General features: G+C 65.4%; 9 protein-coding genes and 2 pseudogenes. 8 read left to right on the top strand and 3 right to left on the bottom strand.

What is annotated here, in order from left to right; all coding sequences use genetic code 11:
- Positions 1–210: 210 nt before the first annotated feature.
- Both FFS13_RS18995 and FFS13_RS19000 read right to left on the bottom strand, forming a co-directional pair.
- Positions 211–717, bottom strand: a complete 507-nt coding sequence (locus FFS13_RS18995; protein ID WP_137820622.1) for a DUF523 domain-containing protein — start codon at positions 715–717, stop codon at positions 211–213.
- Positions 718–736: 19 nt separating this feature from the next.
- Positions 737–1,390: a 2OG-Fe(II) oxygenase gene (locus FFS13_RS19000; RefSeq protein WP_137820623.1), complete on the bottom strand. Its 654-nt coding sequence runs from the start codon at positions 1,388–1,390 to the stop codon at positions 737–739.
- An 87-nt stretch (positions 1,391–1,477) separates the two neighbouring features.
- Here FFS13_RS19000 and FFS13_RS19005 point away from each other — a divergent pair, with 87 nt between their 5' ends.
- A complete protein-coding gene (locus FFS13_RS19005; protein WP_137820624.1) occupies positions 1,478–2,245 on the top strand; it encodes a DUF2059 domain-containing protein in 768 nt (255 codons plus the stop codon).
- Between the two features lie 8 nt (positions 2,246–2,253).
- Here FFS13_RS19005 and FFS13_RS19010 read toward each other — a convergent pair whose 3' ends face one another.
- Positions 2,254–3,222 carry an alpha/beta hydrolase gene (locus FFS13_RS19010; protein ID WP_137820625.1) on the bottom strand — a complete coding sequence of 323 codons (969 nt, stop codon included), beginning with the start codon at positions 3,220–3,222 and terminating at the stop codon, positions 2,254–2,256.
- A gap of 132 nt (positions 3,223–3,354) precedes the next feature.
- On the opposite strand from FFS13_RS19010, the gene FFS13_RS19015 reads away from it, so the two are divergent.
- The 7 genes and pseudogenes from FFS13_RS19015 (at position 3,355) to FFS13_RS19045 (ending at position 12,094) form a co-directional block, all read left to right on the top strand.
- Entirely contained in the window at positions 3,355–3,942 is a 588-nt protein-coding gene (locus tag FFS13_RS19015; protein WP_137820626.1) for a DUF6436 domain-containing protein, read from the top strand.
- A gap of 91 nt (positions 3,943–4,033) precedes the next feature.
- Positions 4,034–6,298, top strand: a pseudogene (locus FFS13_RS19020) (penicillin acylase family protein); the annotation flags it as partial.
- 102 nt (positions 6,299–6,400) lie between these two features.
- Positions 6,401–7,345 (top strand): chromate resistance protein ChrB domain-containing protein, encoded by a 945-nt coding sequence (locus FFS13_RS19025; RefSeq protein WP_137820628.1) that lies wholly within the window; start codon positions 6,401–6,403, stop codon positions 7,343–7,345.
- A complete protein-coding gene (gene chrA, locus FFS13_RS19030) occupies positions 7,338–8,690 on the top strand; it encodes a chromate efflux transporter (RefSeq protein ID WP_137820629.1) in 1,353 nt (450 codons plus the stop codon). The genes FFS13_RS19025 and chrA overlap by 8 nt, the downstream gene beginning before the upstream one ends.
- Positions 8,691–8,866: 176 nt before the next feature.
- Positions 8,867–11,284: a GGDEF domain-containing protein gene (locus FFS13_RS19035; RefSeq protein WP_137820630.1), complete on the top strand. Its 2,418-nt coding sequence runs from the start codon at positions 8,867–8,869 to the stop codon at positions 11,282–11,284.
- A gap of 175 nt (positions 11,285–11,459) precedes the next feature.
- Positions 11,460–11,670: pseudogene (locus FFS13_RS19040) on the top strand (integrase core domain-containing protein); the annotation flags it as partial.
- Between the two features lie 97 nt (positions 11,671–11,767).
- Positions 11,768–12,094 (top strand): rhodanese-like domain-containing protein, encoded by a 327-nt coding sequence (locus tag FFS13_RS19045; RefSeq protein WP_137820631.1) that lies wholly within the window; start codon positions 11,768–11,770, stop codon positions 12,092–12,094.
- Position 12,095: the final 1 nt, after the last annotated feature.

Consider the following 12,095-nt stretch of genomic DNA (forward strand, 5'->3'; position numbering starts at 1 on the left):
TCAGTTGCAGTGCCCGAGCGAGACGCATAAAAAATCCGATGCCAATTCAGGCATCGGATTTTGATTTCTTGCGGCCCAAGGTCAAGCGAAAGGGCTTAACTGACTGGCATTAGGCTGCGGCCTCCTTTTTTGTGCGGGCGATTTATCGCACCCTGCCCACACCGCGCTGGGTTTCGCTGCGCTCTACCCAGCCTAGGCACTGACACAGCGCTATTGCTTGGCGCCAGCTTCGGCCTCCAAGGCTAGTAAGGCCGCTGCCGCCGCCGGCAGCTCCTCCTCGCTAAAGACCTGCACCCCGGCACGCCTGAGCAGCGCGGCGGTGACGCCCTCGCCCACGACCCGCGTAGCGGAAAAGCTGCCATCGTAGTTCTCACTATTGCCGCATGACGGGCTGCGCGCCTTGAGCACAGCCAGACGAATGCCCTGTGCCTGCACCAGCTCCAGGGCCTGCTGCGCGCCGGCGAGAAACGCCGCGCTGACATCCTCGCCCTCAATCGTCAGTACCGCGCGCTGGCCGTCGAGCACCTGGGCACCCTGACCGCCGGGAATCTCCGCCTGCGGCCGCGGCGTCGGCAGGCCACCGGCGACTTCCGGACAGAGCGCCACCACGCGACCTTGCGCCTGCCAAAGCGCCAGTTGATCAAACGGGCCGTGGGCGCCGCCGTCATAACGCACCCGCTGCCCGAGCAGACAGCGGCTGACCAAGATCTTCTGCATCCTGTCCTCCATCTCCAGCCTACAACGGCCTAGCGCCGCGGCGACGGAACCAACCGGCCAGTGACAAGCGTTCGCGCGTCGCCGGCAGCACCTCGTGGGGTACCTCGGCCGACATGAACACCACCAGGCTGCCGCCCAGCGGGGCAATGTCATGCAGCCGCTCGCCCTGCTGGTCCTCGCCAGCCTCAGGCTCGCCCTTGAGATACAGGCGCAAGGCGCCGCCGTGCTCCGGCAGCCAGTCCTGATTGAGGTAGAGCAGGACCGAGACCGCCCGCCGATCATCGTCGCGAAAGCGATCCAGATGCTTCTGGTAGAAGGCCCCCGGCGGATACAGGGCGAAGTGGCTTTCGTAATCCTCCAGCCCCAGGTAGAGCCCTTGATTCAGCGCCTGGCGCAAGCCGTCCATCAGCGCCAAGTAGCGATCGGAGGCCGCCGACTGGCCCCGTTCCAGCCACTGGATCTGGTCGCCCCGAACCCCCTCGCGCACCACCTGAGTCGCACCACGGCCGATGCTGGCCGGGCTTAAGCCGCCTTGCGCCGCACGTTTACGGCACTCCGCCGCCAGTTCGCGGGTCAGATCTTGCGCAACCAAGTGGTTCTGCTGCGACCAGCCCGATTCGGCCAGGTCGTCGACTATGGCTAACAGCAGTGAGTGTTCGGTAGTAGTAGGCATGCCCAGGATTCTACCAGCGTGGCTCACGCGCCTCGACAAGCCTGGGTCAAGCCGCTGAAAATAGCCGCCTGCTCGACAGGAGTCCTTATGCGCGCCCTTTTTGCTTTTGTGTTGTTGCTCTGCAGTCTGCCAACCCTGGCCGACGACCATGCCCAGCTGTATCAGGTGGCCGGTTGGCCGCAGCAACGCGCGCATTTCAGTGATGCCCTCGGCGCCGCCCAGCAGCGTTACCGCAACAGCTTGCCGCCAGCGGTCTATCAGGCGCTGGTCAACAACAGCAATCAGCGCTTCGCACCCCAGGCCATGGATCAGCGCGCCCAGGCCGGGCTGCGGCAGAATCTGCCCGACCCAGCCCCGGCGCTGGCGTTTTTCCAATCGCCGCTGGGCCGCAAGATCACCGCGGCCGAGGTCAACGCGACCCACCGCGAGCAACTCGCCCGACACGCCAACGGCCTGCCGAGAACCGAAGCCAGCGCCACCCGCCGCCTGCTGATCCGCCACCTGGCCCAAGCCTTGCCGGCCAAAGAGGCCGGCGCCGAAGTCAGCCTGGCGCTGGCGGGAGTCGCCGCGGATAGCCTCAGCCAGATGATGCCCGGGCTACTCGGCGCCGATCAGGCCCAAGATTTGCTGAACAGCCAGCGACAGCGACTGATGGAGCAGATCGGCGCCGATCTGGATAACACCCTGCTCTACGTCTACCGTGACCTGTCCGACCCGGAACTGGAAGAGTTCGCCACCTTCGCCGAGTCCGCCGCCGGCAAGGCCTACTACCAAGCCACCCTGGCGGCGATACGCGCCGGTTTGGCGGTCGGCCAGAGCAGCGCCAACCTGGCGCCGGCGCAGCCAGGTCTCTAACTCGCGCTTTAGCTCAGACGCTCGGTGAGAAAGTCGAAGTAGCGCGCCCGCAGCGCGGCGGACTCATTCGCCAGATGATGGCGCGCCTCTGGCAGCATCAGCACAGTCGGGCTGGCGAATTTGTCCCGCAGCACCGCCAGGTTATGGCGCCAGTCCACCGTCAGGTCGGCAGCGCCCTGCACGATCAACGGACTCCGCGCACTCCGTGGCGCCGCCTCGATATAGGGCACCCAGCGCGCCAGCGCGCCCACCCAAGCGGTCGGCAGACTCAGCGGCTGCAAGGGGTCGCGCTGGACGAACGCGAGAAAGTCGGCGTCGTTGGAGTTGGCGTTGAAACGCCGCTCAATCCCCCTGACGAAGGGTTTGAGCAGGCGATAGCTGAACTTCGACCAGCCCCAGGCGCGGGGCCGCACCAGCGGCGCGAGCAGGATGGTCTCGCCCAGTTCGGGACGCCTGCCAGCGTTCGGCAGGCCAGCGTTCAACGGCTCTTGATTTAACAAGAAGTCGATCAGAATCGCCCCGCCGGTACTCTGCCCGCACAGGTGCCAGGGTTGCGGCAACTCCAGCGCGGCGGCTTCGACGAACAGGCCCTGGAGCACCGCCTGATAGTCGGCGAAGTCGCCGATACTGGCGCGCGCCCCGCTGGACAGGCCATGCCCGGGTAGATCACAGGCAAGCACGGCGAAGCCCAGGCCCAGCGCCCAGTCGATCACGTGCCGATACAACCCCATATGGTCGTAGTAGCCATGCTGCAGCAGCAAGGTCGCAACCGGCTGTTTGGGCAACCAGAGCTGGGCGACTATCTCGTAGCCCGCCGCCTGAAAGCAGCCGAGACGGCTGTGCACGCGCGGATAGCGCTGAGCCAGATCGAGACCGTAGAAGCGCCGATAGGCCTGTACCTCCGGCAGCTCGGCCGCCGCTGCGGCCAAGGGTCGCAGGCGCGGACGCAGGGTATCGGGCTGAAAACGCTCTGGCATAAGACTTTCCACGGACTTCTTAAGATAGGCGGCGGACATCCCTCGAGGATTTGTCCGCCCGGCGGCGGCTGCCGATATTCAGCTGCCGGGCGCGACATGGCAAGCTACGCGCCCCTAGAGAATTGATCCGCCATGTGCCCGCCTCGCCGTAAAACTCTGCTCGCCGGCCTGCTCGCCGTGGTTTGGCTGGGCGCCATGTTCGTCGCCTTCCGCTGGTTCGAGGCGCGCTATATCCGCCCCTTCGGCGCACAGACCGCGCTGTTCGCCGGCGATGACCTGCGCCTGCCGGACGAGTTGGCGGGGCCGGGGCCGGTCCGCGTGGTGCATTTCTGGGACCCCGCCTGCCCGTGCAATGTCGGCAACCAGCAACACCTGGCGGAACTGCTCGAGCGCTTCGGGCCGCAAGGCGTGGCCTTCTATGCCGTGCAGAAGCCCGGCAGCCATGGGCAATTGCCGGACACCCTGAGGGCGTTGCAGCCGCTGAACCAGCTGCCCGGCGCCGAGCAACTACCCGCCAGCCCCGCCGTCGGTATCTGGGATAAAGACGGGCGCCTGGCCTACTTCGGCCCCTACAGCGAAGGCGCGACCTGCAGCTCCAGCAACAGCTTTATCGAGCCGATTCTCGAAGCGCTGGCGCAGGGCCGTCCGGTCGACGCCACCCATACCCTGGCCGTTGGCTGTTACTGCCGGTGGTTGGAAGCTGCCAGTAAAGCGCCATAAATCTAGTGGCCCGCCTGGTTAATTCGTTTACCTATCACGGTCTGTTGGCTGGGTTTCGCCAAAAAACGGCTCTACCCGGCCTATGCCTTAGGCCGCAGTCAGCGTGCGTTACGACGAACGCGGTGTGCCGCATATCAAGGCCCAGAACGAAGCGGACATGTACCGTGCGCTGGGCTATGTGCACGCGCAGGATCGGCTGTTCCAGATGGAGATGCTCCGCCGCCTGGCGCGTGGCGAGCTGGCGGAAGTGCTCGGCGCCAAGCTGCTCGACACCGACCGGCTGTTCCGCACCCTGCGCATCCGCGAGCATGCCGACCAGTACGTGACCAGGCTCGACCAGCAGTCGCCGTCCTGGAAGGCACTGGCGGCCTATCTGGACGGTATCAACCAATACCAGGCCAGCCACGCCAAACCTGTCGAGTTCGACCTGCTGGGGATCGAACCGCGGCCCTTCACCGCGGCAGACACCGTCAGCGTCGCCGGCTATATGGCCTACAGCTTTGCCGCGGCCTTGCGCACCGAGCCGGTCCTGACCTATGTGCGCGATGAGCTGGGCGCCGACTACCTGAAGCTGTTCGACCTCGACTGGCACCCACGAGGCGTGGTCGGTCAGGCCAGCCTGGCCGCCGGCGACTGGCAAGACCTCAATGCCATCGCCCGGATCAGCCAGCAGGCGCTGGTCGAAGCCGGCCTGCCGCAGTTCGAGGGCAGCAACGCCTGGGCCATCGCCGGCAGCCGCACCGAAAGTGGCAAGCCATTGCTGGCCGGCGACCCGCATATCCGCTTCGCCGTGCCGGCGGTGTGGTACGAGGCGCAACTGTCGGCGCCGGGCTTCGAGCTGTACGGACACCACCAGGCGCTCAATCCCTTCGCCTCGCTCGGCCATAACCTGGATTTCGGCTGGAGCCTGACCATGTTCCAGAACGATGACCTCGACCTGATCGCCGAGAAGCTCAACCCGGCCAACGCCAATCAGGTCTGGTTCAACGGTCAGTGGGTCGAGCTGAAAACCAGCGAGCAGGAAATCCGCGTCAAGGGCCAGGCTCCGGTCAAGCTGAGCCTGCGTCAGTCGCCCCACGGCCCGATCATCAACGACGCCCTCGGCGTCAGCGGCGGCAACACCCCGATCGCCATGTGGTGGGCCTTTCTCGAAACCGAGAACCCGCTGCTCGACGGTTTCTACCAGCTCAACCGCGCCGACAGCCTGGCGAAGATGCGCAGCGCCGCGGCGAAAATCCAGGCCCCCGGCCTCAACCTGGTCTGGGCCAATGCCAAGGGCGATATCGGCTGGTGGGCGGCCGCGCAGCTGCCGAAACGCCCGGCCGGGGTGAACCCGAACTTCATCCTCGACGGCAGCGGTGCCGAGGCGGACAAGCGCGGCTTCTACCCGTTCGGCGACAACCCCCAGGAAGAGAACCCGGCACGCGGCTATATCGTCTCCGCCAACTTCCAGCCGGTTTCGCCGACGGCCATCGAGATTCCCGGTTACTACAACCTGCCGGACCGCGGCCAGCGCCTCAACCGACAGCTGGCCGACGACTCGGTGAAGTGGAGCCTGGACAACAGCCAGGCGCTGCAGCTCGACACCGCCACCGGCTACGGCCCACGTCTGCTCGCGCCGTTGCTGCCGGTACTGCGTGAGGTGGTGGTGGCGCCGGAAGAACGCGCGCTGCTCGAACAGCTGGCGACCTGGCCAGGCGACCACCCGCTCGATTCGAGCAGCGCCACGTTGTTCAACCAGCTGTTGTTCCAACTGGCCGATAGCGCCCTGCACGACGAGCTCGGCGATGCCTTCTTCGACAACCTGCTGTCGACCCGCGGGCTCGACCTCGCCTTGCCACGGCTGACGGCAGACGCCGACTCGCCCTGGTGGGACAACCGCAACACGCCGGCGCAGGAAAGCCGCGCCGATACCGTCAACGCGGCCTGGCAGGCCAGCCTCGCCCACCTCAAGCAAACCCTCGGCGACGATCCCGGCGGCTGGGACTGGGGCAAGGCCCATAGCCTCAGCCACGGCCATCCGCTCGGTCAGCAGAAGCCGCTGGATACACTCTTCAACGTCGGCCCCTTCGCCGCCCCGGGCGGTCACGAGACGCCGAACAACCTCTCTGCCCGTGTCGGCCCGGCGCCCTGGCAAGTGGTCTACGGCCCGTCGACCCGGCGCCTGATCGACTTCGCCGACCCGGCCCACAGCCTCGGCATCAACCCGGTCGGCCAGAGCGGCGTGCGCTTCGATCGGCACTATGCGGATCAGGCGCCAACCTATATCCAGGGCGGCTACCGGCCGCAGCACTTCGAAGAGTCGGAAGTGGCGGCCACTACCCAAGGCAGGCTGACACTGCTGCCGGCCCAGTAGGCCGGTTCGCAGCCATAAGAAAGCCTCGCCAGTGCGGGGCTTTCTTATGGCTCCACCCAGGAGTAGTGTAGAGACAGCTACCATTTATGTTGCGATCTCTAGATGAAAAATTGGCTGACCCTGATCATCGGCTTACCCACTGCGAACGCCACCGCCCGCATGCGGGCCTGGCGGGCGTTGAAAGCCAGTGGTGCCGCCGTGCTGCGCGATGGCGCCTACCTGCTGCCGGACAGCGAGGCGTGCCGCGAGGCATTGGTTGCCGTCGAGCGCGACATCCTCTCGATCAATGGCACGGCCTATCTACTGCCGATCCATGACCCTGACGGTGAACGCTTCATCGAACTGTTCGACCGGCGCGAGGATTACGCCAGGCTGCGTGGCGAGATAGAGGAGTGCCGTGGGCAACTGAACGCCGAGAATGCCCTGGCCTCCACCAAGCAGATCCGCAAGCTGCGTAAAGCCTTCGCCCAGTTGGCGAGCATCGATTTCTTTCCGGGTACAGCCAGGCAGCAGCTCGATGCCGCACTGCTGGAACTCGAAACAGCGCTCAGTCGCGCCTTGTCGGAGGATGAGCCGAGCAGCCGAGACCTGCCGATAGCCGTGCTGAACCGCAGCGACTATCAAAACCGCGTCTGGGCCACCCGCAAGCGTCCCTGGATCGACCGCCTGGCCAGCGCCTGGCTGATCCGGCGCTTCGTCGATCCGCAAGCGCACATCCTCTGGCTGGACACTCCCCAAGACTGCCCCGCCGAGGCGCTGGGCTTCGACTTCGATGGCGCGACCTTCAGCCATGTCGGCAACCGCGTGACCTTCGAAACCCTGCAGGCGAGCTTTGCCCTGAATGCCCCCGGCCTGAGCCGCATCGCGGCACTGGTGCATTACCTGGATGTCGGCGGTCTCCAGCCGCTGGAAGCCGCCGGCATCGAACGGGTGTTGGCCGGGCTGCGCGACACCACCCCCCTGGACGACCACCTGTTGACTGCCGCGAGCGCCATCTTCGATGGGCTGCTGGCGGCGTTCGTGAAAGAAGAGAACCCCGATGAGTGAAACCAACAGGCCGTCAGTAGAGCAGGATCGCCCCCGCGCCGAACCCGTCAGCCTGTTTCAGGCATTCCTGTTCTGGCTGAAGCTGGGCTTCATCAGTTTCGGCGGCCCGGCCGGGCAGATCTCGCTCATGCACCAGGAGCTGGTGGAACGCCGGCGCTGGATCTCGGAGCGGCGTTTTCTCCACGCCCTGAACTACTGCATGTTGTTGCCGGGGCCGGAAGCCCAGCAGTTGGCCACCTATATAGGTTGGCTGATGCATCGCACCTGGGGCGGGGTGCTTGCCGGCGTACTCTTCGTGCTGCCGTCGCTGTTCATCCTGATTGCTCTGTCCTGGCTCTACATCGCCTTCGGCGAGATGCCGGTGGTGGCCGGGTTGTTCTACGGCATCAAGCCCGCGGTGACCGCCATAGTGCTGCAGGCCGCCCACCGCATCGGCTCACGAGCGTTGAAGAGCGACTGGCTGTGGGCGATCGCCGCGGCTTCCTTCGTCGCCATTTTTGCGCTCGACGCTCCCTTCCCGCTGATCGTGCTGGGTGCGGCGTTGATCGGGTATCTGGGTGGGCGTCTGGCGCCGGAAAAATTCAGCGTCGGCGGCGGCCATGGCGCGGCGAAGCAGTCCTACGGCCCGGCGCTGATCGATGACGACACGCCGACGCCCGAACATGCGCGCTTCCGCTGGCCGCGACTGGCGCTGCTGCTGGTGATCGGTGCCGCCTTGTGGATTTTGCCGATGGGCCTGCTGACCGCAGCGTTCGGCTGGGACGGCACCCTGACCCAGATGGGCTGGTTCTTCACCAAGGCGGCGCTGCTGACCTTCGGTGGCGCTTACGCGGTGCTGCCCTACGTGTACCAGGGCGCCGTCGGCCACTACGGCTGGCTGACGCCGACGCAGATGATCGACGGCCTGGCCCTGGGCGAGACCACGCCGGGGCCGCTGATCATGGTGGTGGCCTTCGTCGGCTTCGTCGGCGCCTATGTGCAGCAGCTGTTCGGCGCCGACCAGGCGTTCCTCGCCGGTGCGGTCGCGGCGAGCCTGGTCACCTGGTTCACCTTCCTGCCGTCGTTCCTGTTCATCCTCGCCGGCGGCCCGCTGGTGGAATCGACCCACAACGAGCTGAAGTTCACCGCACCGCTAACCGCCATCACCGCCGCCGTGGTGGGGGTGATCCTCAACCTGGCACTGTTCTTCGGCTATCACGTGCTCTGGCCCCAGGGCTTCAGCGGCCGTTTCGACTGGCCCTCGGCGCTGATCGCCCTGGCGGCCGCCGTCGCCTTGTTCCGCTTCAAACGCGGCGTGATCCAAGTATTGGTTGGTTGTGCGTTAGCGGGTTTGCTGGTGCACTAAAAACGTCAATAAAGAGCTGGTGATCGGCAGGTGTCGGCCAGAAACGGACAATCATAAGTGGCTATCTAAGTCGGGGCGATTCAAAAAGTAACAGGATCACTGGCTAGCAGCCGCCCATCTCGACGGACCGCCAGTTCTATACTCAAAAGGAGTCGTACACGATCTAGAGGCGATCCATGCAAGCGCAATGTGCCACCACTGAAGAGCTGGAGTATCTCAACCGGGCGCTACGGACCCTGAGCGGAAGCAACCGGGCGCTGCTGCGTGCCGAGGACGAATGCGCGCTGCTCCAGGAGATCTGCCGGGTGGTGGTCGAAGAGGCCGGTTACCGCCTCGCCTGGGTCGGCCGCGCCGAACACGACGCGGCGAAGACGGTCACACCCATGGCCCATGCGGGGCTCGAACAAGCTTTTGTGGACTCGCTCAACCTGACCTGGGCGGATGCCGAGCGCGGCCGCGGCCCCACCGGCACCGCGATCCGTACCGGCAACCTGAGCATTACCCGCAACATCCAGACCGACCCGAACATGGAGCCCTGGCGCGAAGGGTCGATCGAGCACGGAATCGCCTCGGTGCTGTCGCTGCCGCTGCGGGTCGAAGGCGAGATCTTCGGCGCCATCGGCATCGGCGCCTCGGAGCCCGATGCGTTTGGCGTGAAGGAGGTGGAGCTGCTCACGGAGGCCGCCGAGGACCTGGCATTCGGCATCCAAGCCCTGCGAACCAAGGCCAGGCGCAGGCAGGCAGAGCAGGAGATCCAGGGGCTGAACCGCGTCCTGTCGACGCGGGTGGCGGTCAACCATGCGCTGATTCATGCCACGGACGAGCCGAGCCTACTCAAGGAGATCTGCCGGGTGCTGGTGGCGGACTGCGGCTACCGCCTGGCCTGGGTCGGCTACCGCGACCATGACAAGGCCCAGCCCTACCGTCCCGTGGCCCACGAGGGGTTCGACGAGGGTTTCCTCGCACTCGGATTCGCCTGGGCGTCCAGTGAGGAGGGGCTGGCCTTCACCCGCAAGCTCGATGCGTCCCTCGAGACCGGGCAACCGGTGGTGATGCGCGACATCCTCAACGACCCCGAGGCCCCGCTGCGCGAACAGGCGCGCGAGCGCGGCTACGCCTCAGCCATAATCTTGCCGCTGCGGGTCGAGGGCGAGCTGATCGGTATGCTGGTCATCATGGCGGCGCAAGCCGAGGCGTTCGACGCCAAGGAAGTCGAACTGCTGCTCGCCACGGCCAATGACCTGGGTTTCGGTATCAGCACCTTGCGCACCCGCGCCAGGGCCGCGCTAGCGGAACAGACGATCAAACGCATGGCTTACTCGGATGCCCTTACCGGGTTGCCGAACCGGGCCCGCCTGCGCGAATTGCTGGAGGAAGCGATAGCCGCAGCCAGACAGGAGCGGCGACCACTCGGCCTACTGCAGCTGGAAGTCGGGCGCAGCCGGGAGCTCAATGAGGTCCTGGGTTACCGCGAGGCCGACAGGCTCCAGCAGGAAATCGCCGATCGGCTGGTGCAGACGGTGGGCGCGACGAACAGCGTTGCCCGGGTCGGCGAGTGCGAATTCGCCGTGCTGATGCCCAGCGGCGGCGCCGAGCAGGCGTCGCAGTTGGCGCAGCGGATCCTGGTGGCGCTCTATGATCCGATCGAGCTTGCGGGGCTATTCCTCGATGCCCGGGCGAGCATCGGGATCGCCCTCTACCCCGGCCATGGCACCGATCCCGAGGCGTTGATCCGCCGGGCCAGTATCGCCCTGGAGCAGGCCAAACGTTCCAGCATCGGCTATGCGCTGTTCAAGGGCGGCCTGGACCTGGAGTGCGCTCAGCACGTGGCGTTGATGGGCGACCTGCGGCGGGCGATCGAGCGCAACGAACTCCGGCTGCAATACCAGCCGCAGTTGCAGATCGCCACGAACAAGGTGTGCGGCGCAGAAGCGCTGGTGCGTTGGCAGCATCCCCAGCACGGCCTGCTCGCCCCCGACCAATTCATCAAGCTCGCCGAGAGTACCGGGCTGATCACGCCACTCACCTACTGGGTGCTGGACGCGGCGCTGGGGCAGCGCTACGCCTGGCACGAGGAAGGCATCGAGTGGCCGGTGTCGGTCAATCTCTCGGCGCGGGATCTGCGCGATCCCAAACTGCTCGAGCGCATCAGCGGCGCCTTCGCCACCTGGGGTGCACAGCCGGACTGGATCGAGTTCGAGCTGACCGAAAGCGCCCTGATGGAAGACCCGGTGACGGCGATGGAAACCCTGGTGCGGCTGAAGAACCTCGACGCGCGGCTCGCCATCGACGACTTCGGCACCGGCTATTCATCGCTGGCCTACCTGCAGCAGTTGCCGGTGGACGCGCTGAAGATCGACCAATCCTTCGTCACCCGCATGACCCGAGACGATGGCTCGGCCAAGATCGTGCGCTCCATCATCGAACTCGCGCACAATCTGGATCTTATGGTAGTCGCCGAAGGCGTCGAGGACCGCGATACCTTGACTCGGCTGGGTACCTTTGGGTGCGACATCGCCCAGGGTTACACCATCAGCCGGCCGATCCCCGCGGAGCAGTTCCGTGAATGGGCAGCGCACTCGGCCTGGCACTGAGCACCCCACTGCAATTCCCCGGAGCCGTGCAGCGGGGGCAACATGCGAAGCGCATGACAGGAACCAATGAACCAATGGGGTCGGAGTCTGAGTGATCCGCACAAATCTATTCCAGGGCCTGCTGATGCACCTCAAGGCACAGGTTCTGCTCCAGTTCCTGCAAGGTGTCCCGGGGCATGTCCTGCCCGGCAATCCGCAGCAGAACGCCTAGGTGGAGTGCTACAGCCGGACGGTACGCTATGCCTGGCTTGGGGCATTACCTGGTTGAGTCGATAGCTGAAGTACAAGACCACACAACGCATTGGCTATGGACATACAATCACGAACGGCCAAATATGGCCCCGGGAGGCATCGCCCCCGAACAGAAATTGGCACTCGTTGCCTGACCTCTACTTCTGGCAAGCACTAAAAATCTCCAGGTAGTGGTCGCTTGCGCCCTGGCGGGGTTGCTAGTGCATCTGTTGCAGCACTGAGAGGTGTGCGGTGAGTCGTATCTCGATTTGCGAACTGGCGGAATGGCAAGCAGCAAGACGGCAATTCACCCTGCTGGATGTGCGTCGCGCCAGTGTGCGGCTCGCCGACGCGGCGGAAATTCCCGGGGCGCGGTGGCTCGAGCCGGAGGCACTGTTCACCTGGAAGGATCAGATCCCACGGGATAGGCCGGTGATCCTGTATTGCGCCCAAGGGCACGAGATCAGTCAGGGGATTGCCGCCACGCTGTATGCCTTGGGGCTCGACGCGCGCTACTTGATTGACGGTTTTGCTGGCTGGCACAGCGCCGGCCAGCCCACCCAGCGCCTATCCACCTAGG

The organism is Pseudomonas sp. 2FG (assembly GCF_005502935.1).
Classification (GTDB): domain Bacteria; phylum Pseudomonadota; class Gammaproteobacteria; order Pseudomonadales; family Pseudomonadaceae; genus Aquipseudomonas.

What these genes read in the sequence shown, in the direction of transcription:
- FFS13_RS18995 (WP_137820622.1), bottom strand. Translation starts at nt 717, where the DNA reads ATGCAGAAGATCTTGGTCAGCCGCTGTCTGCTCGGGCAGCGGGTGCGT.
- FFS13_RS19035 (WP_137820630.1), top strand. Translation starts at nt 8,867, where the DNA reads ATGCAAGCGCAATGTGCCACCACTGAAGAGCTGGAGTATCTCAACCGG.
- FFS13_RS19010 (WP_137820625.1), bottom strand. Translation starts at nt 3,222, where the DNA reads ATGCCAGAGCGTTTTCAGCCCGATACCCTGCGTCCGCGCCTGCGACCC.
- FFS13_RS19000 (WP_137820623.1), bottom strand. Translation starts at nt 1,390, where the DNA reads ATGCCTACTACTACCGAACACTCACTGCTGTTAGCCATAGTCGACGAC.
- FFS13_RS19015 (WP_137820626.1), top strand. Translation starts at nt 3,355, where the DNA reads ATGTGCCCGCCTCGCCGTAAAACTCTGCTCGCCGGCCTGCTCGCCGTG.
- FFS13_RS19025 (WP_137820628.1), top strand. Translation starts at nt 6,401, where the DNA reads ATGAAAAATTGGCTGACCCTGATCATCGGCTTACCCACTGCGAACGCC.
- FFS13_RS19005 (WP_137820624.1), top strand. Translation starts at nt 1,478, where the DNA reads ATGCGCGCCCTTTTTGCTTTTGTGTTGTTGCTCTGCAGTCTGCCAACC.
- chrA (WP_137820629.1), top strand. Translation starts at nt 7,338, where the DNA reads ATGAGTGAAACCAACAGGCCGTCAGTAGAGCAGGATCGCCCCCGCGCC.